19 protein-coding genes are annotated in these 20,158 nt (G+C 75.1%); 7 read left to right on the top strand and 12 right to left on the bottom strand.

The features are described from left to right. Nucleotides 1-7: 7 nt before the first annotated feature. On the bottom strand, nucleotides 8-556 hold the full coding sequence (locus tag KJS59_RS12890) for an NADH-quinone oxidoreductase subunit B (RefSeq protein ID WP_213453093.1): 549 nt from the start codon (nucleotides 554-556) through the stop codon (nucleotides 8-10). A gap of 74 nt (nucleotides 557-630) precedes the next feature. On the opposite strand from KJS59_RS12890, the gene KJS59_RS12885 reads away from it, so the two are divergent. Continuing rightward, entirely contained in the window at nucleotides 631-2,028 is a 1,398-nt protein-coding gene (locus KJS59_RS12885; RefSeq protein ID WP_213453092.1) for a gamma-glutamyltransferase, read from the top strand. Here the strand turns inward: KJS59_RS12885 and KJS59_RS12880 are convergent. Then, nucleotides 2,025-2,339, bottom strand: coding sequence for an MGMT family protein (locus KJS59_RS12880; RefSeq protein ID WP_213453091.1), 315 nt, complete (start codon nucleotides 2,337-2,339; stop codon nucleotides 2,025-2,027). The two genes, KJS59_RS12885 and KJS59_RS12880, sit on opposite strands and share 4 nt — an antisense overlap. A 133-nt stretch (nucleotides 2,340-2,472) precedes the next feature. On the opposite strand from KJS59_RS12880, the gene proB reads away from it, so the two are divergent. After that, the gene (gene proB / locus KJS59_RS12875) at nucleotides 2,473-3,576 is read left to right on the top strand and encodes a glutamate 5-kinase (RefSeq protein WP_213453173.1); all 1,104 of its coding nucleotides are present in this window, start codon (nucleotides 2,473-2,475) and stop codon (nucleotides 3,574-3,576) included. A gap of 22 nt (nucleotides 3,577-3,598) precedes the next feature. Next, on the top strand, nucleotides 3,599-4,843 hold the full coding sequence (locus tag KJS59_RS12870; RefSeq protein ID WP_213453090.1) for a glutamate-5-semialdehyde dehydrogenase: 1,245 nt from the start codon (nucleotides 3,599-3,601) through the stop codon (nucleotides 4,841-4,843). A 67-nt stretch (nucleotides 4,844-4,910) separates the two neighbouring features. Here the strand turns inward: KJS59_RS12870 and KJS59_RS12865 are convergent, their stop codons facing one another. The 6 genes from KJS59_RS12865 to KJS59_RS12840 all read right to left on the bottom strand — a co-directional run bounded on the left by KJS59_RS12865 (nucleotide 4,911) and on the right by KJS59_RS12840 (nucleotide 12,516). Continuing rightward, nucleotides 4,911-5,714, bottom strand: a complete 804-nt coding sequence (locus KJS59_RS12865; RefSeq protein ID WP_213453089.1) for a prenyltransferase/squalene oxidase repeat-containing protein — start codon at nucleotides 5,712-5,714, stop codon at nucleotides 4,911-4,913. Between the two features lie 97 nt (nucleotides 5,715-5,811). Continuing rightward, complete coding sequence (moeZ, locus tag KJS59_RS12860; protein ID WP_213453088.1) at nucleotides 5,812-6,993, bottom strand: adenylyltransferase/sulfurtransferase MoeZ; 1,182 nt, start codon at nucleotides 6,991-6,993, stop codon at nucleotides 5,812-5,814. A gap of 89 nt (nucleotides 6,994-7,082) precedes the next feature. Continuing rightward, a complete protein-coding gene (locus KJS59_RS12855) occupies nucleotides 7,083-7,973 on the bottom strand; it encodes a DUF3152 domain-containing protein (protein WP_213453087.1) in 891 nt (296 codons plus the stop codon). Between the two features lie 67 nt (nucleotides 7,974-8,040). Beyond that, on the bottom strand, nucleotides 8,041-8,910 hold the full coding sequence (locus KJS59_RS12850) for a DUF3152 domain-containing protein (protein ID WP_249714083.1): 870 nt from the start codon (nucleotides 8,908-8,910) through the stop codon (nucleotides 8,041-8,043). Between the two features lie 8 nt (nucleotides 8,911-8,918). After that, on the bottom strand, nucleotides 8,919-9,950 hold the full coding sequence (locus KJS59_RS12845) for an alpha/beta fold hydrolase (RefSeq protein WP_213453086.1): 1,032 nt from the start codon (nucleotides 9,948-9,950) through the stop codon (nucleotides 8,919-8,921). A 64-nt stretch (nucleotides 9,951-10,014) separates the two neighbouring features. After that, nucleotides 10,015-12,516 (bottom strand): hypothetical protein, encoded by a 2,502-nt coding sequence (locus tag KJS59_RS12840; protein WP_213453085.1) that lies wholly within the window; start codon nucleotides 12,514-12,516, stop codon nucleotides 10,015-10,017. A 146-nt stretch (nucleotides 12,517-12,662) separates the two neighbouring features. Between KJS59_RS12840 and KJS59_RS12835 the strand changes: the two genes are divergently transcribed. After that, nucleotides 12,663-13,346: a TetR/AcrR family transcriptional regulator gene (locus tag KJS59_RS12835; RefSeq protein WP_213453084.1), complete on the top strand. Its 684-nt coding sequence runs from the start codon at nucleotides 12,663-12,665 to the stop codon at nucleotides 13,344-13,346. Nucleotides 13,347-13,425: 79 nt separating this feature from the next. Beyond that, nucleotides 13,426-13,650, top strand: a complete 225-nt coding sequence (locus tag KJS59_RS12830; RefSeq protein WP_213453083.1) for a DUF3107 domain-containing protein — start codon at nucleotides 13,426-13,428, stop codon at nucleotides 13,648-13,650. A 54-nt stretch (nucleotides 13,651-13,704) separates the two neighbouring features. Here KJS59_RS12830 and KJS59_RS12825 read toward each other — a convergent pair whose 3' ends face one another. Further along, nucleotides 13,705-14,358, bottom strand: a complete 654-nt coding sequence (locus tag KJS59_RS12825; protein ID WP_213453082.1) for a ferritin-like fold-containing protein — start codon at nucleotides 14,356-14,358, stop codon at nucleotides 13,705-13,707. Nucleotides 14,359-14,610: 252 nt separating this feature from the next. Here KJS59_RS12825 and KJS59_RS12820 point away from each other — a divergent pair, with 252 nt between their 5' ends. Beyond that, nucleotides 14,611-16,266, top strand: coding sequence for a DEAD/DEAH box helicase (locus KJS59_RS12820; RefSeq protein ID WP_213453081.1), 1,656 nt, complete (start codon nucleotides 14,611-14,613; stop codon nucleotides 16,264-16,266). A 411-nt stretch (nucleotides 16,267-16,677) separates the two neighbouring features. Next, entirely contained in the window at nucleotides 16,678-17,847 is a 1,170-nt protein-coding gene (locus tag KJS59_RS12815) for a class I SAM-dependent methyltransferase (RefSeq protein WP_376771169.1), read from the top strand. A gap of 7 nt (nucleotides 17,848-17,854) precedes the next feature. On the opposite strand, the gene KJS59_RS12810 is transcribed toward KJS59_RS12815, so the two are convergent. From KJS59_RS12810 to KJS59_RS12800, 3 genes are all read right to left on the bottom strand, one after another. Further along, on the bottom strand, nucleotides 17,855-18,856 hold the full coding sequence (locus KJS59_RS12810; RefSeq protein ID WP_213453079.1) for a PP2C family protein-serine/threonine phosphatase: 1,002 nt from the start codon (nucleotides 18,854-18,856) through the stop codon (nucleotides 17,855-17,857). A 110-nt stretch (nucleotides 18,857-18,966) separates the two neighbouring features. Next, a complete protein-coding gene (locus tag KJS59_RS12805) occupies nucleotides 18,967-19,872 on the bottom strand; it encodes a hypothetical protein (protein ID WP_213453078.1) in 906 nt (301 codons plus the stop codon). After that, a complete protein-coding gene (locus KJS59_RS12800; RefSeq protein WP_213453077.1) occupies nucleotides 19,865-20,083 on the bottom strand; it encodes a heavy-metal-associated domain-containing protein in 219 nt (72 codons plus the stop codon). The genes KJS59_RS12805 and KJS59_RS12800 overlap by 8 nt, the downstream gene beginning before the upstream one ends. Between the last annotated feature and the right edge of the window lie 75 nt (nucleotides 20,084-20,158).

Here is a 20,158-nt window from a genome sequence, read left to right as displayed (position 1 = left end):
CCCGCCGCTACCGCGCCGGCGGGCGGACCGGGGGCGCGGTCAGGGCGGCGACGTCGACCGGTGCCGCGAGCGGATCGGGGCGAGGCACCCCGCCCAGGCCCGACTGCTCGGCCGCGATCTTCTCCTGGAGCCGCAGGATCCCGTGCAGCAGCGCCTCGGGGCGGGGCGGGCAGCCCGGCACGTACACGTCCACGGGGATGAGCTGGTCCACGCCCTTGGTCACCGAGTACGAATCCCAGTACGGGCCGCCGCAGTTGGCGCAGGCGCCGAACGAGATGACGTACTTGGGTTCGGGCATCTGGTCGTAGAGGCGCTTGATGGCCGGCGCCATCTTGTCGGTGACCGTGCCGGAGACGACCATCAGGTCCGCCTGCCGGGGGCCGTGGGCGAACGGGATCACGCCGAGCCGGATGAAGTCGTGCCGGCCCATGCTGGTGGCGATGAACTCGATGGCGCAGCAGGCCAGGCCGAAGTTGAACACCCAGAGGGAGTAGCGGCGGCCCCAGTTCAGCACGAACTTGATCGGCTCACCGAGCACACCAGGCAGTCCGGCCACGCCTCACAACCTACTCCGCCGGAGCGGGCCGAGCAGCGCGCCACCTCCGGCGAGCGGGCGACTACGCTGCGTCCGTGGGTACCGTCCGGGCGGGCGTCGCGGCGGGTCACCCGGCCACCGCCGAGGCCGGGCTGCGGGTGCTGGCCGCCGGCGGCTCCGCCGTGGACGCGGCGGTCGCGGCCACCCTCGCGGCCAGCGCGTCGGAGAGCCTGCTCACCGGCATCGGCGGCGGTGGCTTCGCCACCTGCTACGACGCGACCACCGGCGCGGTCACCTGCCTGGACTTCTTCTGCGCGGTACCCGGGCTGGACGGCGGCGTGGCGGGCGACATGGTCCCGATCGAGGTGGCGTTCGGCGGCGTGCCGATGGCGTTCTCGATCGGCGGTGCCAGCGTGGCGGTGCCCGGCGTGCCCGCCGGCTGCGGCGAACTGCACCGGCGGTGGGGGCGCCTGCCCTGGCACCGGGTCGTGGCGCCGGCCCTGATGCTGGCCCGCACCGGCACGCTGCTGCCCGCCCCGCAGGTCGGCACGCTCGCCGCGGTCGCGCCGGCGCTGATCCCGGGCGACGGGGCCGCGATCTACACGCCCGGTGGCCGCCTCCTGCGCGGCGGCGAGCGCCTCTACCACCCGGGTCTTGACACCACGATGGCGGTGCTCGCCGACGACGGGCCGGAGGCGTTCTACACCGGCCGGATCGGCAAGCTCATGGTGGACGTGGTCCGGGCCGGCGGCGGCGCCCTCGGCCCCGAAGACCTGGCCGCCTACGAGGTGCTGGAGCGCCCGGTGACCACCGCGACGCTCGCCGGGCACCGGGTGCACGGCCGGGTCGACCTGAACGCAACCGTGGCCAGCCTCGCGAGCCTCCCCGCCGGCCTCGCCGACCTGCCCCGCCCGGACCGGGCCGTCGCGGTGGCGCGCGCGCTGCCGGACCGGGGCCTGAAGCACCCGCCGGACACCACGAACATCAGCGCGGTGGACCCGGACGGCAACGCCTGCGTGATCACCACGACCCTGGGCATCGGCTCCGGGGTGTGGCTGCCCGGGCTCGGCGTGAACCTCAACTCGATGCTCGGCGAGGGCGAACTGATGACCCCCGACCAGCCGCCCGGCGCCCGGATGCCGTCCATGATGTGCCCGCTCGTGGTCACCGACGAGGTGGGCAACCTGCTGGTCGCGGCCGGCTCGGCGGGCGCCTCCCGGATCCGCACCGCGCTGACCCACACGCTGCTCGGCATCCTCGTGGACGGCCTGGACCCGCTGGCCGCGATCGCGCGTCCCCGGTTCCACCCGGCCGGCGGGCGGGTGCACGCGGAGCCCGGCTACCCGGAGACCGAACTGGCGGCGCTCGCCGCGGCGGGGTACGCGGTCACCCGCTGGCCCAACCGCGACCACTACTTCGGCGGTGCCAGCGCGGTCGCGCACGCGGGCGCGGCCGGCGACCCGCGCCGGGGCGGCGTCGGCGTGCTGCTCTAACCGGCCGCCTCGGGCCACCAGGCGTAGTCGGCGATCGCCACCCGCGGGCCCCGGAACACGACGCCCTCCTCCATCAGGCGGGCGCGCGCCTCCTGCTCGTGCCCGGGGGGCAGGCGGCCGGCCCCGCTGACCACCCGGTACCAGGGGACCGCACCGCCGTACTGGGCCATGATGCTGCCGACCCGGCGGGCGGACGCGCGCCCGGAGCGCTCGGCGAGATAGTCGGCGATGGCGCCGTACGACATGACCCGGCCGGGTGGGATGCGCTCCACGAGGCAGAGAACCTCCTCCACGTACTCCTCCGGACTCACCGGCTCCGCCTCACACCCGGCTCGTGACCGCGGTGCTTGACCCGCTCCGGGCACTCCTCGCGCCCACCCACTCCTTGGGACTCCACGGCACGCACCCTAAATCGGCCGGCCGGCAGGGACGAGAATGGGCACCGTGCGCGACGAGGTCTCCCACGCCAGGCTGGTCGTGGTGAAGGTGGGTTCCTCCTCGCTGACCACGGCCGGGGGCGGGTTGGCCGAGGGGCGGGTGGACGGGCTGGTCGACGCGCTCGCCGCCGGCGGGCGCGAGGTGGTGCTGGTCTCCTCCGGCGCGATCGCCGCCGGCCTGGCGCCGCTCGGCCTGCGCCGGCGCCCGCGCGACCTGGCCACCCAGCAGGCCGCGGCGAGCGTCGGGCAGGGGCTGCTGATCGGCCGGTACGCGCAGGCGTTCGCCCGGCACGGGCGCACGGTCGGCCAGGTGCTGCTCACGGTCGACGACGTGACCCGCCGCTCCCACTACCGCAACGCATATCGGACCCTGCGCCGGCTGCTCGACCTCGGCACGGTGCCGATCGTGAACGAGAACGACACGGTCGCCACCGACGAGATCCGGTTCGGCGACAACGACCGGCTCGCCGCGCTGGTCGCCGCGCTGATCAACGCCGACCTGCTGCTCCTGCTCTCCGATGTGGACGCGCTGTACACCGGCGACCCGGCCCGGCCCGGTACCCGGAAGGTGAGCGAGGTGCGCGGCGAGGAGGATCTCGCCGGCGTGGTGATCGGCCGGGCTGGGCGGGCCGGGGTCGGCACCGGCGGCATGGTCACCAAGGTGGAGGCAGCCCGGATCGCGACCGGCGCCGGCATCCCGGTGGTGCTCACCGCGGCCCCGCTGGCCGCCGCCGCGCTCGCCGGCGAGCCGGTCGGCACGCTGTTCCACCGGGCCCGCGAGCGCCCCGCCGCCCGGCTGTTCTGGCTGGCCCACGCCACCGCCCCCCGCGGCCGCCTGCACCTGGACCCGGGGGCCGTGCGCGCCATCGTGGACCGCCGCAAGTCGCTGCTGCCCGCCGGCATCACCGCCGTGGACGGCGCGTTCACCGCCGGCGACCCGGTCGACCTGGTCGACGCCGCGAGCGGGGCCTCCGTGGCGCGCGGGCTGGTCAACTACGATGCGGTGGAGCTGCCCGGCCTGCTCGGGCGCTCCACGGGTGAGCTGGCCGCGGCGCTGGGGCCGGCGTACGAGCGCGAGGTCGTGCACCGCGACGACCTGGTTCTTCTCTGACCTTCTCTGCTGGGAGCCCTCGATGAGCGTGACCGAGCAGGCCCGCCGGGCCCGCGCCGCCGCAACCGAACTGGCCACCGCCCCGCGCACCGTCAAGGACGCCGCGCTGAACGCGATGGCGGACGCCCTGGTGGCCGCCACCGAGCCGATCGTGGCGGCGAACGCCGGCGACGTGGCGGCCGGGCGCGAGGCCGGCCTCTCCGCGGCGATGATCGACCGCCTGGCGCTCGACCCGGAGCGGATCGCCGGCATGGCCGCCGCCCTGCGGGACATGGCCGCCCTCCCCGACCCGGTCGGCGAGGTGGTCCGCGGCGGCACCCTCGCCAACGGCCTGGAACTGCGCCAGGTCCGCGTCCCGTTCGGCGTGGTCGGCATGATCTACGAGGGTCGCCCGAACGTCACCGCCGACGCCGCGGGCATCTGCCTCAAGTCCGGCAACGCCGCCCTGCTGCGCGGCTCCTCCTCCGCCGCCCGCTCCAACGCCGCCATCGTCGACGCCCTCCGCGCCGCGGTCGCCGGCGCCGGCCTGCCCGCCGACGCGGTCCAACTGCTGGACGCCTCGTCCCGGGAGTCGGTCAAGGAGCTGATGCGGGCCCGCGGGCTGGTCGACGTGCTGATCCCGCGCGGCGGCGCCGCCCTGATCAAGACGGTGGTCGAGGAGTCCATGGTGCCGGTCATCGAGACCGGCGTGGGCAACTGCCACGTCTACGTGGACGCCGCCGCCGACCCGGAGAAGGCCCTCGCCATCGTGCTCAACGCCAAGACCCGCCGCCCGTCCGTGTGCAACGCGGCCGAGTCGCTGCTGGTGCACGCCGACATCGCCGGCACCTTCCTGCCCCGGGTCCTGCGCGCCCTGGCCGACGCCGGCGTGACCGTCCACGGCGACCCGACCGTCGCCGGCCACTCCCCCGAGGTGGTGCCCGCGACCGAGGAGGACTTCGGCGCCGAGTACCTCTCCCTGGACATCGCCGCGGCGGTGGTCCCGTCCCTGGCCGCCGCGGTCGAGCACATCCGCCGGTACGGCACCGGCCACTCCGAGGCCATCGTCACCGACTCGGCCAGCGCGGCCCGCGAATTCGTGGCCCGGGTCGACGCGGCGGCCGTCCTGGTGAACGCGTCGACCAGGTTCACCGACGGCGGCGAGTTCGGCTTCGGCGCCGAGATCGGCATCTCCACCCAGAAACTGCACGCCCGCGGCCCCATGGGCCTGCCCGAGCTCACCTCCACGAAGTACGTGGTCACCGGCGACGGCCACACCCGCCCCTGACCGCTAACCGAGCACGTAGGTCTCGTCACCGAAATCCGCGACTGCGTGGCTGCGGCGGTGGCGGGGGTCAGCGGATGGCGCGGATGGCGGTGAGGGTGGTGTGGACGTCGAAGGCGGCGCCGTCGTCGCTGGGCCAGCCGCCGTCGCTGCGCTGGGTCTCGCCGAGGCGGGTGCGGGCGGCGGTGAGCAGCCAGTCGTCGGCGGAGACGCCGACGCGGCGCAGGGCGGCGGCCATGGCGGCCAGGTTCGCCGGGGACATGTCGCGGACCCGCTCGCCCAGGGCGACCTGGATGCGGGCGGACTCATAGAACATCTCCTGGTCGTGCAGGACGGCGGCGGTCAGCCAGCCGGTGGCGAGGTAGGAGTCCCAGGTGCCGTCCGGCTTGAGGGCCTGGACGAGGCAGCGGGCGGCGGCGGTCAACTGCTCGGCGTACCGGGAGGTGGCGCCGGGGCGGGCGTCGTGGGCGGCGACGGTCAGCCAGAAGGCGGCGCCGGCGGTGAGGTACATGGCGGCCTCCGGGTCGCCGGGGCGGGCCCAGGGCGGCGCCACCTTGGCCAGCGACTCGTCCTCCTCCCAGTGGCCGTCCTCGTGCTGGCGGCCGGCGAGCCAATCGAGGGCACCCACGGCCGGCGGACGGGCCAGGGCACCGAGATCGTCCAGTTCGGCGAGGTGGAAGCAGGTGGCGTCGATCGAGGCGATCTCGCCGCCCCAGAAGGCGGGCCAGCCGCCGTCCGGCGCGGTGCCCATCTCGGCCTTGGCCAGCGCTTCGGCGCTGGCGCTGGCGCTGGTGCGCAGGTACGACAGGCGGGCACGGTCCACGCCGTCGCCCTTCGCCACGACGAAGCCGATCGCGGCATCAAGGTCGACCACGCCAGAAACATACCGGCGAGCTTCGCCGTCGCAACTCGGACGACCGGCGGATGCGGCGGGGGCCCCGCGCACCGGCGCGGGTCCCCCGGCAGCACACTCAGTAGCTGGGCAGGGACGGGTCGATCTGCTTGACCCAGGAAAGCACGCCCCCCTGCACGTGGACGGCGTCGGAGAACCCGGCCTGCTTCAGCGCGGCGAGCGCCTCGGCGGAGCGCACGCCCGACTTGCAGTGCAGCACGATCTGTTTGTCCTGCGGGAGCCGGGACAGCGCCGCGCCGGACAGGATCTCGCCCTTCGGGATCAGCACGCTGCCCGGGATCCGCACAATCTCGTACTCGGCGGGCTCGCGCACGTCCACCAGCAGGAAGTCCTTGCCGGACTCCTGCCAGTCCTTCAACTCCAGGGCGGTGATGGTGGAGTCGACGACCGCCTGCTCCGCCTCGGCCGAGACGGCGCCGCAGAAGTCCTCGTAGTCCGCCAGCAGTTCCTTCTGGGTGGCGTTCGGGCCGCAGAGCACGCAGTTCGGGTCCTTGCGGACCCGGATCTTCCGGTAGGTCATCTCCAGCGCGTCGTACACCTGGAGGCCACCGACCAGCGGCTCACCGATGCCGGCGATCAGCTTGATCGCCTCGGTGACCTGGATCGCGCCGATGCTGGCGCACAGCACGCCGAGCACGCCGCCCTCGGCGCAGGAGGGGACCATGCCCGGCGGCGGGGGCTCCGGGTAGAGGCAGCGGTAGCAGGGGCCGTACTCGGCCCAGAACACCGACGCCTGCCCGTCGAACCGGTAGATCGAACCCCACACGTACGGCTTGCCGAGCAGCACCGCCGCGTCGTTGACCATGTAGCGGGTGGCGAAGTTGTCCGTCCCGTCCACGATCAGGTCGTACCCGGAGAAGATCTCCAGCACGTTCTCCCGGTCCAGCACCGTGTTGTGGATCACGACGCGGACGTTCGGGTTGATCTCGCGGACGGAGTTGGCGGCGGACTCGGCCTTGGCCCGGCCGATGTCGGACTGGCCGTGGATGACCTGCCGCTGGAGGTTGGACTCGTCCACGGTGTCGAAGTCGATGATGCCGAGCGTGCCGACGCCCGCGGCCGCGAGGTACATCAGCGCGGGCGAGCCGAGGCCGCCGGCGCCCACGCACAGCACCTTGGCGTTCTTGAGGCGCTTCTGGCCGTCCACCCCGACGTCCGGGATGATCAGGTGACGCGAGTAGCGGCGGATCTCGTCGACGCTCAGCTCCTCGGCCGGGTCGACGAGCGGCGGCAGGGACACGATGGACTCCCCGGGGTTGACGACGGGCACAACGATAACCGCACCAACCGCCCGGCGAGGGTGGGCATTCCCGGCGTCCCGCGTTCTGGTCAGGGCACCGCCGGGCCGGTGTAAGGCTTGCCGTCCACGTACGGCCAACTGTTCGGCAGGCACCCCCGCAGCCCGTACGTCTGCTGCTGCATGACCGGCGCGAGATCGCCCGGACCCTTGCACGCCTCGTGGCCCCGCCCCAACTGGTGACCGACCTCATGGTTGAGCGCGTACGCCTGGTAGTCCTTCAGCGGGGCGCCGTAGTCGGGGACCGCGGTGAGCCATCGGGCCAGGTTGATGATGACCTGCCCCTTCAGCCGGCAGGAGGCGAACCCGTCGGTGTGCAGGCCGCCCACGGCGCACATGCGCTCGGAGGTGGCGGGCGTGGCCAGGTAGACGGTGAACTCGGCCGCCGCCGACTTGGCCACCCGTTGCAGGCGCAGCTTGCCGCTGGCGGTCCAGCCCCGCGGGTCGGCGAGGATCGCGTCCACGGCGGCGGCGAAGGCGCCCGGGGTCACGCCGGAGCCGTTCTCCACCGCCACCCGGTACTTACGCAGCGTCCCGGCCGACCCGAAGGCGCGTCCCTGGCCCGCGTACGCGAACGTGTTGGCGCCCTTCGACGGGACCACCACGGCGGGTGCGGTGGGCGCGGTGGGCGCGGCGGACGGCGGCTCGGTCGTGGGCGGCGCGACCACCGCCCGGGGCAGCGGTCCGCCGCGCGCCAGGTCCACGCCGACCAGCGCGGCCGCCGCCAGCATCAGCAACACCGCTCCGGTACGCCGACGGCGCAGGCCGGCCCGCTTCGCGGCTACCGATCCGGGGTCCAGACGCGACCGTCCGGGCGGAGCGTTCCCGGCCGCCGGGGGCGCGACGGCCTCGCCCGCCGCGCGGTCCTGCTCGGTCTCCGGGCGGGCGGGCCGGGGGCGGCTTCGGGTCGCCTGGTCGGCCATCGCCACTCAGCTTGTCATGCGTCCGCGGGGCGACACACGGACATCCCCGTCCCAAATTCGCCCCGATTTATAGCGATGGGCCGGAGTACTGGCGCCCGTTCAGGTAGGGCCACGGGTTCGCGGTGCACCGGCCGAGGCTCAGCGTCTGCTGCATCATCACCGGCGCCGGCCGCCCCGGACCCGGGCAGCGCGCGTGGCCGTGCCCCAACGCGTGACCCACCTCGTGGTTGATGACGTACTGCCGGTACACGGCGAGGGGGATGCGGCGGCTCACGTACGACGGGGTGGCCAGGCGCCAGCGGGCCAGGTTGATGACCACGGCGGGGCCGGCCCGGCAGGAGGTGAAGGGCTCGCCGTTCACGCGGATGTCCACCCCGCCCTGGCGGCACAACCGCTGGGCGGTGCCGGGCGTCGCCAGGTACACGGTGAAATCGTGCGCCGCGCCGGCCGCTGCCCGCTGGAGCCGGAACCGGCGGCCGGCGACCCAACTGCGCGGGTCGCCCAGCACGTCGTCGATCGCCGCGGCGAACTCGGCGGTGCCCTCCGCCATGCCCCGCTCGACCGCGACCTGGAACCGCCGGATCGGGCCGGCGGCGCCCAGCACCGGCCCCCGCGTCGGCTCGACGGTGAAGGTGCCCGGCCCGTTGCGTGGGAAGGCTCCGACCAGTTGGAGGGGCGGCTGCTCCGGCGGGGTCGGGGCGATCGTCGGCAGGGGCGTGAGCGTGGGCGCCGGATCGGTGGGCGCCGGGAGCCCGGCCACGACGCGCTCGACCGGCGCCGGCACCCGCGGCGACCCGACCGGCCCGGTCGGCGCCTCGCTGGCCTTCCCGCCCAACCACGGCGGGGTCGACCCACGCACCAGGACGACACCGGCGACAGACACGACGAGCCCAGCGAGCAGGAGCACGGCGAGCCACATACGAGAACGAACGGACATCAGGGCACTTAGCCTGCCATACCGAAGCCGGCGGCGTGGTCGGACGCGAAACCCGACCGGGTGGGGCGCGGGGCGACCGTTTGCGTGGTGGCCGGCGCAGCCTCGTCGAGCAGGGCCAACGCGGCCCGGGCCACCACCCGCGGCACCTCCATTTGGGCGACGTGACCCACGCCGTCCAGCATCAGCAGCCGGCTGTCCGGGATGGCGCGCGCCACCTGCGGGGCGACGCGGATGTCCACCACGCGGTCCTGCCGCCCGGCGACGACCAGGGTGGGCGCCCGCACCCGGGCGGCGATCCGCCACAGCGAGCCCTCCCCCGGCAGGTACGCCCGCAGGAAGCTGCCGACCAGGCCGCGCAGCGTGCCCAGGTACGCCGAGGCGTAGTGCTCGGCGGTGTACCGGACGCTGATCTCCTCCAGTGCCTCGGCCATCCGCTGCTCGGGTACGCAGGTCGGGTCCGCGAAGCAGGCGCCGATGATCTGCCGGATCAGCTCCTCCGGCGCGATCCGGGCCAGTTGGCGGGCGGCGATCCGCTCCGCGCCCGGCACCGCCAGCAGCGGCACGACCCGGCCCTGCACGGACCTGCGCGGGTCCAGGAACGGCATCGCCGGGGAGACCAGGGTCAGCGAGCGCACCAGGTCGGGGCGGCTCGCGGCCACCCGGATCGTGATCGCCCCGCCGAGCGAGTTGCCGAACAGGTGCACCGGCCCCCGGTCGCTGTACTCGATCCAGCGGACCACCCGCTCGGCGAACGCCGCGAGCGTGTACCGGCGGGCCGGGTCGCTCTTGCCGAACCCGGGCAGGTCGATCGCCTGCCCGGCCAGCCGGCCGGCGAGCAGCTCGGCCAGGTCGGTCCAGTTCTGGGCGGAGCCGCCGAGTCCGTGCACGTACAGGGCCGGTTCGGCGCCGGGTGCGGTCGCCGGTGTGTCCCGGACGTAGATCGTGGAGCCGTCCAGGGGCACCGCCCGGCCGGGCCACGGCGCAGCCAACCGCTCCGGTCGCGGCAGCCGATCGTCGGGCGCGAGTTTCGCGCGCTTCATCCGACAATGATGCATCGGTTACCCACCGGTAACGCCACCGTTGGAGATCGCCCGATCGGGGGCCCTACGCCAGCAGGCCCTCCAGCCGGCGGTTCACGGCGGCCAGCGTGGCCCGCACCACCGCCTGGCGGGGGTCGCCGGCGACCAGCGCCGACCCGGCCAGTTGCTCGACCCAGCCGCCGCACACCAGCAGCACCACGACGACGGCCACCTCGCAGCTGCCGAGCGGCACCACCGACGCGTGCTCCACGAAGCAGCGCCCCAGATCGGCGCCCGACTCCGGGCCGCGCAGCAGGTCGTCGATCGCGACCGCGGCGGACACGGCGCACAGCCGCAGCACGTACCCGTCCACGGCCGGCCCGCTGGCCAGCCCGACGGTGTGCCGGTCACCGGCGGACAGCCGCACCTCGACGGTGGCGTCCAGCCCGAACGTGCTGACCTGCACGTGGTCGAGCACCACGCGGGGGCCGGGCTGCGTGCCGGGGCTCAGCGGCCGCGGCGACGCCTCCGCCGGAGCGGCCGATGGCGTCGCCGACGGCCCCGCCTGCGGACCCGCGTGACCGCTCAGCGGGTCGTACCCGGCCGGCAGCGGTGGCGGCGTGCGGGGCTGAGCGGCGGCCCGGCCCGAGGCGGGCTCCGCGGCGGGACTCGGCCGGCGGCGACGCGCCTGGTACTCCTCCCCGGCGGGCGGGCGACCGGTGGCCTCCGCCTCCTCCGCGCGGCGGCGTCCGCCCTCAGCGGCCACCCGGCCGGTGGGCTGGGCGACCCCGGTCGACAACTGCGGTACAACGCCGCGCGGGGGCGACGGGCGCTCGGCGGCGGGCGGCGGGCTCTGGGGGACCGGCGGGGTGCCGTGGGGCGCGGCGGCCAACCCCATGCGCTCGCCGAGCAGCCGGGCGACCTCGCGCGAGACCGCGCCCGGGTCGGCGCCGTCGGCCAGGTCCAGGCGCAGCTTGTGCCCGCCGGTCTCGCTGGTGCGCACCTGGGCGTCCCGCACCCCGGGGACCTCCCGGACGGCGGCCAGGATCGTCGGCACGTCGAAGCCCGCGAACCCCTCCTGCTGGCGGCCGGGCACGTCCTCCTCCCGCAGATGCTTCAACATCCGGGCGATCTCGGTGGTCTCGGCGGGTGGATCGTTCGGATCCGGGGGCGCGAAATTGGGCACGTCCGGCGGCGCGGGCACCCGCTGCGGCAGCGACTCGCCGTCGTCCACATTGCCCACGCCCGGGGCCGCGATCGGCGCCGCCGAGGCGACCGGGATCGGGCCCGAGCCGCGCGGGTCGCGCAGCGGCCGGACCGACTCGTACCGGTGCTGGAGCAGCGCCGGCTCCTCCCGGCCGCCCGGTGCCGGCTGGAACCCGGGCGGCGCGGCCGGATCGCCGTAGCCGTTAAAAGGGGTGGCGGACGCCAGCGCCTGCGGCACCCCGTGCATGGCGGCCGGCGCCGGCGGCCCCGAGGCCGGGACGGGCGGCGCCGACATCGGGCGCGGCGGGGCGGAAGTCGGACGGGGCAGCTCCCCGAGCGGCTCCGACCCGGGGTGGACCGGCCCGCTCGGTAACGGCGGGGCGTTGCCCGTGGCCGGCACCACCGGCCCCGAAGGCATCCCCGGACCGGACGGCATCGCCTGGGCCGGCGGCATGCCGGCGGCGGGCGCAGCCGGCGGCGCGGGCGCGGCCACCTGGGCAGGCATCGACGTGACGGGCGCCGGCGCCGGGGCGGACGTAGCCACCTGGGCGGGCGCGGCCACCGCAGCGGGCGCCGGCATCGGGGCAGGCGCCGGCATCGGGGCGGGCGCACCCGCCGCGCCAGGCGCGGCCATCGACCCGGGAGCCGACACCGGCGCGGAGGCGGGAACGGCGGAGATGGGGTGCGGCACGGCGGCCACGCCGGCGGCACCGCTCGGCGCCGGGGACAGCGGCCGCGATGGGTAGCCGGCCGGCTCCGGCTGCCGCTCGTACCCCGGGTGCCCGTGGTACGGCGGGTTGCCATGATCCACAGTGGCCCGATCCACTGGCGGCCGGTCGAGTGGTGGCCGGTCCAAAGCGGCCCGGTCGACAGGGGACTGTGGCGCAGGCGACTGCGGCGCGGCGGACGGCGGCGGGGCGGGCTCCCGCCACGACACCGGGATTCCGGCGGCCGGCGTGCGCTCCGCGATCGAGCGCCGGACCCCGTCGTCGTCGCGCTCGGCGGGCCGGGGCAACGCCTCCGGTGGCCAGCCGCCGTCGAGCAGCCGGGCATCCTCCAGGTCGCCCTCGTACGGGTACGGCGGCGCGCTGGACGGAACGCGCAGATCCTCCGGGGTGAGGTACTCGTCGCGGCTGTGACCCGGGTCGGCGGGGCGGGTGGGCGCGGGCGCGTCGAGGGTCGCGGGCCGGTCGGCGGTGTGCCAGCCGGGGTGGATGGGGTCGAGAGCGGGCTCCAGCGCGGCGCCGGCGCTGGACCAGACGTCGTCCACCGCCGCCCAGCCGTTCAGCCGGGCACGACCGGCCTGGTGACCGGGGTACTGACCGGCGCCGTTGCCGTTTCGGCTCGGCGTGGTGCCACCCGGGTGCCCTGAATCGTCCACCGTGCGCTCCTCCGTCGCCCCACGTGAGGCTACCGTGTGCTGGGGAAGTCCTTAAGTTGCGCCGGCTGGGTATTTCGATGGCCGGGAAGAGTTGACTGGTCAAGCCATTCACGGGATGACGACGAGAAAACAGTGGAGGTGGCTTCATGGCCACGGCGTCGGGCAGTGCGCAGACCGCGGGCCGGCCGGTCCGGCTGCCCCGATCAGCGCGCCGGGCACAGCTGCTCGCCGCCGCGCAGGAGGTGTTCGTGGCGCAGGGCTACCATGCCGCCGCGATGGACGACATCGCCGAGCGCGCCGGCGTCTCCAAGCCCGTCCTGTATCAGCACTTCCCCGGCAAGCTGGAGCTGTACCTGGCACTGCTGGAGACGCAGTGCGACGCCATCGTGGCCCAGGTGCGCGAGGCGATGGCGGCCACCACGGACAACGCGGAGCGGGTGCGCGGCGCGGTGCGGGCGTACTTCGACTTCGTCGGCCACGAGAGCGAAGCGTTCCGGCTGGTGCTGGAGTCGGACCTGCGCAACGAACCGGCGGTCCGGGAGCGGGTGGGGCGGGTCGAGAAGGGCTGCATAGCGGCCATCTCCGACACGATCATGGCGGATACCGGGGTCACCCGGGCGCGGGCCGAACTGCTCGCCTCCGGGCTGGTCGGCGCGGCCGAGACGGCGGCCAAGTTTTGGCTGGCCGGCGGGCGCCAGGTGCCCCAGGCGGAGGCGGAGGCGCTGCTCGCCGCGCTGTCCTGGCGGGGCATCGCGAGCTTCCCGCTGCACGGCGAGTCGGCCCTGGCGGCGCCGGCCGGGCCCGGTATCAACTCCGCCGAGCCAGCCTGACCGGCCAGCACCTGATCGGTACCGTCTGCGCGGTATCGTCTTGTGCGGCGGGTTTCGACGCCCCGACGAGGAGGACGACGTGGAGGTCAAGATCGGCGTGCAGTACGCGCCGCGGGAGCTCGTCATGGAGAGCGCCCAGACGCCGGCCGAGGTCGAGCAGACCGTGACCGAGGCCTTCGCGGGGCAGAACGACCTGCTGACGCTCCAGGACGAGAAGGGCCGCCGGGTCATCGTGCCGGTCGCCAAGATCGCCTACGTGGAGATCGCCGAGTCGGCCCGCCCGGTCGGTTTCACGGCGCGCTGAGCAGGCCGCACCCCGAACGCCACACTGACCCCGCCGGGTGAACCGGCGGGGTTTTCAGTTGTTGAGCCCGACCGCCGCCATCCGTTCGGTGTGCGCCGACGTGAGTCGCTTCACCAACGCGTGGAAGCCGGCCTGGTCCCCCGTGCCGGTGAGGATCAGCGTGGCGAGCGCCACCCGCTCCCCCGCGACCCGCTGCGACTGGGACAGCGCCTCCCCGACCAGCCGCCGCGCCCACATCGACAGCCGGTTCGCCACCTTCGGGTCCGCGGCGATCGCGTCCCGGATCTCCCGGCAGGCGAACTCCTCGTACCGCGAGTCGTGCAGCACGTCGACGACCAGCCGCCGGTCCGGCTCGCCCAACTGCTCGGCGACCGCCCGGAAGAAGTCGTCGGCGATGCTGTCCCCCACGTACGCCTTGGTCAGCGCCTCCAGCCAGTCCTTCGGCTCGGTGGAGTCGTGGTACGCCCGCAGCGCCGGCACGAACGGCTCCATCGCCTCGGCCGGGTCGGCGCCCAGCTCGACCAGCCGGGCGGCCAGCCGGCGGTAGTTGGTGATCTCGCCGGCGGCCATTTCGCTGAGAACGGCCCGGCGGCCCAGGTCGGGGGCGAGCCGGGCGTCGGTGGCCATCCGGTCGAACGCGAGCAGCCCGCCGTAGGCCAGCATGCCCAGCAGCTCGACGACGGCGGTGCGGGGTGCGGGCGCGGACACGAGCGCAGGTTACCGCCCGGTGTTGACAACGGCGCCCGGCGTACCGTTTCCTCTGATCAGGGAATCTCCCCGGCACCGGAGTACCATGGGGGAGTTACCGCTGGCGTGCGGCTTGGAGACGGGGTCATTCCCCACCGAGCCCGCCGTGATGCGCGTGGCCCGCGATCCGACATCGCGTGCGGCCCGCGCCATACCGATCGCGCCCTTTCGCGAACGACGGGGCGCACCACGAGAGGGCACCCCGACAACCACATGACAGAGATCGACGAAACCCAGGCCGGCGCGCACCTGGCGCAGCAACCGGCAAGTCCCACGTTCGCCCAGCTCGGCGCCCGCCCGGAGACGGTGACGGCGCTCGCGGCGATCGGCATCACCCACGCCTTCGCCATCCAGGAGTACGCGCTGCCGATCGGCCTGCGCGGCTCGGACCTGATCGGCCAGGCGCCGACCGGCACCGGCAAGACCCTCGGCTTCGGCATCCCCCTGGTGGACCGCGTGCTGGCGCCCGGCGAGGGCGCCGACGGCCGGCCGCAGGCGCTGGTCGTGGTCCCGACCCGGGAACTCGGCCTGCAGGTCGCCAAGGATCTCGCCGCCGCCGGCAGCACCCGCGGCGTCCGGGTCCTGCCGATCTACGGCGGGGTGGCGTACGAGCCGCAGACCGACACGCTGAAGAAGGGCGTGGAGATCCTGGTCGGCACGCCGGGCCGGCTGCTGGACCTGGCCAAGCAGAAGCACCTGAAGCTGGGGTGCATCTCCGCCCTGGTGCTGGACGAGGCGGACCGGATGCTCGACCTGGGCTTCCTGGACGACGTCGAGAAGATCCTGGCGATGCTCCCCGAGAACCGGCAGACGATGCTGTTCTCGGCCACCATGCCGGACGCGATCGTCGCCCTGGCCCGCCGCTTCCTGCGCCAGCCGATCACCATCCACGCCCAGCACGACGCGCTGACCGGGCCGTCGCCGCTAACCAAGCAACTGGCCTACCGGACCCACCCGATGAACAAAATCGAGGTCGTGGCCCGCCTGCTCCAGACGCGCGGCCGGGGCCTCACGATGATCTTCACTCGGACCAAGCGGGCCGCCGACCGGGTCGCCGAGGACCTGGACTTCCGCGGCTTCGCCGTGGCGGCCGTCCACGGTGACCTGGGCCAGGGCGCCCGGGAGCGCGCGCTCCGCGCGTTCCGGGTCGGCAAGATCGACGTGCTGGTCGCCACCGACGTGGCCGCCCGCGGCCTGGACGTCTCCGGCGTCACCCACGTGGTCAACTACGACTGCCCCGAGGACCCCGACACGTACACCCACCGCATCGGCCGGACCGGCCGCGCCGGCGCCACCGGCGTCGCGGTCACGTTCGTGGACTGGGAGGACATGCCCCGCTGGCGGCTGATCGACAAGTCGCTGGGCCTGGACATGCCCGAGCCCCCGGAGACGTACCACACGTCCCCGTACCTCTACTCCGACCTGGACATCCCCGAGGACGTGAAGGGCACCCTGCCCACCGCGGACCGCACCCGCGCCGGCCTGGCCGCGGAGGTCGAGGAGGACCTGGGCGGTGGCCGCCGCCGGAGCACCCGCGCGGCCGGGTCCGGCCCGGGCCGCTCCCGCCGCCGGGGCGGCGAAGCCCCGGCCGAGTCCACCGAGCCGACCGACCGCCCCAAGCGCCAGCGCCGCCGCCGGCGGGCCGGCGAGATCCTGGCCGGAGAGTCGGGCGAGGCCGCCACGGTCGAGACCGCGTCGGTGGCCGCACCCGCGGCGACCGAGCCCGCCGACCCGGCTCCGGCGGGCGATGCGGGCGAGGGCGCGAAGCCCCGCCGTCGTCGCCGCCGCGGCGGACGCGGACGCTCCCGCTCGGCCGGTGATACCGCCACCGAGACCGGTGACGGCGGTGACGCGGGCGAATCCGCCTGATCTTCAACAAACCCGACGCGGGGCGCCCAGCGCGCTCCGCGTCGCCGTCTCCACAGCCCCGACCCGGGTAGCCGACCCGACCCGGCCCGGCGCGGCCCCACCCGGCGCGGCGCGGCGCCACGCGGCCCGGCGCGGCGCCGAGCGGCCCGGCACGGCCCGGCCTGGCGTGTCCGGCCCCGGGTCGGACAGATCTTGGTATCGACACGACGATTGGGCGGCGTGTCGGCACCAAGATTCGTCGCCTGGTCGCGTCACGCGAGGGGGCGCCGCCCGGTCAAGGGTGGCGTTTCCTGTGCGGAAGCAGAGCGAAGTGGCGGTGCACCACCACCCGCCCCGGGAGCCGTGCGGGGCGCGCGAGTTGGGGTGCGTCGGGCGTGAGCCGGCCCGCGAGGGAGGATGGGCAGCGTGGGGATGGAACCGCTTGACGAGGCGCTCACCGAGGTGCGCGGGCTGCTGCTGGACGGCGAACGGCTGGTCCGGGCGGTGGGCGCCGGGCGGCGGCGGGGGCAGCGGCCGGGGGTGGTGCGCGCCGAGGTGCGGCCGGTGGCACTGAAGGGCGGTACCCGCCTCCAGATCGTGACGAGTGACGGCGCCCGCCCGTACACGCGGAACGTGGCGTTGGGTGCGGAGGCCGCGACGGCGGTGGACGCGCTGCTGGCCGAACCGTTCGGCAACTGGCACGTGGAGACGTCGGACGCGACCGTGCAGCTGCGGGTCACGAAGAGCGGGGCGGCGCAGGTGCACCGCGCGGCGAGTACGCCGAGGGCGGCAGAGACGGGTGCGGCAGGGACGGGTGCGGTGGGCACCCAGCACGACCGCGCGAGCGAGCACCTGCTCGATCCGGGGGACCCGGTGTTCGAGGCGATCGGCGGGAGCGCGGCCAAGCGCCGGCAGGTGGATGCCTTCCTGCGCGCCCTGGACGCCACGCTCCCCGTCCACCTGCCGGAGAAGCTGCGGGTTGTGGACCTGGGCTGCGGAAACGCGTACCTGACGTTCGCCGCGTACCGCTACCTGACCGACCGGCGGGGCGCCGACGTGGAACTGGTCGGCGTCGACGTGCGGGAGGATCAGCGGCTGCGCAACACCGGTCTGGCGGAGCGGCTGGGTTGGGGCGACCGGGTGCGGTTCGTGGCCGGCACGATCGCGCGGGTCCACCTCGACGAGCGGCCGGACGTGGTGCTGGCGCTGCACGCCTGCGACACCGCCACCGACGAGGCGCTGGCGCGGGCGGTCCGGTGGGGGGCGGGGTGGGTGCTCGCGGCGCCCTGCTGCCACCACGACGTGGCCCGGCAGCTCAAGGGCGCCACCGGGCCGTACGACGCGCTGACCCGGCACGCGATCCTGCGCGAACGCTTCGCGGATGTGCTCACCGACTCGCTGCGGGCGGCGCTGCTGCGGCTGCACGGGTACCGGGTCGAGGTGGTGGAGTTCGTGGAGTCCCGGCACACGCCGCGGAATCTGCTGCTGCGGGCCCGGCGGACGGGCGCGCCGGTCACCGAGGATCAGCGCGCGGAGTACTCGGGGCTGGCTGGCGCCTGGGGTGTGACCCCGCACCTGGAGCGGCTCATCCAACGGGGTTGAGGGCGGCTCACCCCGCCGCCGGGGTCGCCGGAACGCTGAGGACCAGCGCGGTGGCGTCGTCGCGGGTCGCCTCGGGGCCGTCGCCGAGCAGGTTCGCCAGGCGGTCCACGATCGCGGTGGCCGAGGTGTCCGCCAGCCCGGAGAGGCCGACCCGCAGCCCGTCGATCTCCAGGCGGTACCCGTGCTGGCGGTGGGCGTCGGTGAACCCGTCGGTGTAGAAGACCAGGGCGTCGCCGGGGTTCAGGTCGACCTCGCTGGGCCGGTACTCCGGGTCGGCGCGGACGCCGGGGACCATGCCGAGGCACTCGACCCGGCGGGCCAGCCGGCCGGGGCGGATCACCAGCGGCGGCGGGTGCCCGGCGCAGGCGACGCCGATCCGGGCCGCCCCGCCCGCCCGGGTCGGCGGCCTGACCTGGGCGTACGCGACGGTGCACAGGGGCAGCCAGTCGTCGCCGGAGGTGGCGTGCGACAGCAGTACCGTGTTCAGGTCACGCAGCGTGGAGGCCGGGTCGCGGTCCAGGATCGCCGTGGTGCGCAGGGTGTACCGGCTGAGCGCGGTCAGCGCGGCGGCGCGGGGGCCCTTGCCGGTCACGTCGCCGAGGAACAGCCCCCAGCTGCCGGGCGCGAGGGGGAACGCGTCGTAGAAGTCGCCGCCGACGGGCTCGCCCGGGGCGGGGCGCCCGTACGCGGCGATGGTCATGCCGGGCGGTTGGGGCAGCGCGGGCGCGAGGTCGTCCTGCACCGTTTCCGCCAGGCGGAGCAGCCGGCGCTGGCGGTCCCGGGCGACGAGCCGGGCGGCGTCGGAATCCCGCAGTTCCAGCTCGTCGGCGACCACGGCGGCCAGCGCCCGGAGCGCGGTGCGCTGGTCGTCGCTCAGCCCCTCGGCGCCGCCGCCGCACCCGCCGACGGGGCCGCCGAAAACCTCGGTGACCAGCTCGCACAGCCGGTCCAGCGGGGCATCGTCGGAGGCTTCCCGGTAGCGCACGGGAAGCATCGTCGGCGCGGTCATGTCACCGACCGTATCCGCCTGGTGGCCGATCCGTAACCCCTGGCCGTGAGGATTTATCGGGCGAAGCGGGGCGGGCGCACCCCGGCGGCGGCCGGCGTCCGTGCCGCCGGTCAGCTCACCACCAGGGTGTACTCGGCGGTGTGCACCTGGCCGGCGACCTGGAAGTCCAGGTACATCCGGTACCGGCCGGGGCTCGGCGCGGCCAGCCAGAACTTGACCGCCCCGTCCACGAGCCGCTCCTCGGGGTGGACGTGGACGTATCCCAGGTCGCCCTCCCGGAGCACGACCAGGTGCCCGTAGGCGCCCAGGTACCGCTCCAGCGCGGTGACCGGGGAGCCGTCGCGGAACACCCGGAACAGCAGCGGTTGGGTGGAGCCGACCTGCGGCGTCCCCTCGTAGGTCGCGTCGAAGCCGCCCACCCGCGCGGTGCGTTCGGGCCCGGGCAGGGCCTTCGGCGCGTACGTCCCGGGCACCGTCAGGTCGACGCCCAGCGTGAGCGGGTGCTCGGTGCCGGCCGCGTCCAGGGCGGCGAAGTCCGCGAAGGCACGCCACAGCCCGGGGGCGAGGCCGGCGAGGTCGACGCTCCAGGTGCCGTCCGGCGCCAGGGTCGGGTGGACGTGCTGGTAGCCGGACAGGTCGCGGCGGGCCACGATCAGGTGCATCAGCTTCTCGTGCTTGACCGCGAACGTGGTCACCGGCCGCCGGTCCGGTCCGTCGACCCGGAACCGGAACGTGGGCGGGGTGGCGGCCGGGTATTCGGCCCGCTCGGGCACCAGCGTGTACCCGCCGGAACTCACCGCCAGCCCGGCGACCTGCTCCCCCGCGTTCTGCTGGCCGGTCGCGTCGCCGCCGTGGCTGTGCGGCTGGGACTCGTCGATGGGCACGGCCCCCATGTCGGTGGTCTTCGGGGGCGCCGGGGCCGGACCGGCCAGGCGGCCGATGCCGAGCCCGGCGAGCAGGGCCAGCACGAGACCGGATGCGAACGCGACCAGTCGAACCGGTACCCGATCAAGCATGGAGCCCCGCCAGGGTGTAGCCCGCCTCGTCGACGGCGGCCCGCACGTCGCCCTCGTCGAGCGGGGCGTCGCTGGTGACCCGTACGGCGCCGGCCGGCACGTCCACCTGGACGCCGTGCACCCCGGGCAGGGCGGTCAGTTCGGCGGTCACCGCCTGCGCGCAGTGCCCGCAGGTCATGCCGGTCACGGCGTACGTCGTCGTGGTGCTCATCTCGTCTCCCTCATGCCCGACCAGCCGGGCGATCGCCGCGCTGGCCCCCCTGGAGCTTATACCTCCCAGGGGTAT

Source organism: Rhizomonospora bruguierae, assembly GCF_018397995.1.
GTDB lineage: Bacteria > Actinomycetota > Actinomycetes > Mycobacteriales > Micromonosporaceae > Rhizomonospora > Rhizomonospora bruguierae.
Note: the sequence above shows the minus strand (reverse complement) of the source record. Positions and strands in the feature narration are given on the sequence as shown.

What these genes read in the sequence shown, in the direction of transcription:
- KJS59_RS12810 (WP_213453079.1), bottom strand. Translation starts at nt 18,856, where the DNA reads ATGACCGCGCCGACGATGCTTCCCGTGCGCTACCGGGAAGCCTCCGAC.
- KJS59_RS12850 (WP_249714083.1), bottom strand. Translation starts at nt 8,910, where the DNA reads ATGTCCGTTCGTTCTCGTATGTGGCTCGCCGTGCTCCTGCTCGCTGGG.
- KJS59_RS12855 (WP_213453087.1), bottom strand. Translation starts at nt 7,973, where the DNA reads ATGGCCGACCAGGCGACCCGAAGCCGCCCCCGGCCCGCCCGCCCGGAG.
- KJS59_RS12805 (WP_213453078.1), bottom strand. Translation starts at nt 19,872, where the DNA reads ATGCTTGATCGGGTACCGGTTCGACTGGTCGCGTTCGCATCCGGTCTC.
- KJS59_RS12835 (WP_213453084.1), top strand. Translation starts at nt 12,663, where the DNA reads ATGGCCACGGCGTCGGGCAGTGCGCAGACCGCGGGCCGGCCGGTCCGG.
- KJS59_RS12820 (WP_213453081.1), top strand. Translation starts at nt 14,611, where the DNA reads ATGACAGAGATCGACGAAACCCAGGCCGGCGCGCACCTGGCGCAGCAA.
- KJS59_RS12800 (WP_213453077.1), bottom strand. Translation starts at nt 20,083, where the DNA reads ATGAGCACCACGACGACGTACGCCGTGACCGGCATGACCTGCGGGCAC.
- KJS59_RS12845 (WP_213453086.1), bottom strand. Translation starts at nt 9,950, where the DNA reads ATGAAGCGCGCGAAACTCGCGCCCGACGATCGGCTGCCGCGACCGGAG.
- KJS59_RS12870 (WP_213453090.1), top strand. Translation starts at nt 3,599, where the DNA reads ATGAGCGTGACCGAGCAGGCCCGCCGGGCCCGCGCCGCCGCAACCGAA.
- KJS59_RS12815 (WP_376771169.1), top strand. Translation starts at nt 16,678, where the DNA reads ATGGAACCGCTTGACGAGGCGCTCACCGAGGTGCGCGGGCTGCTGCTG.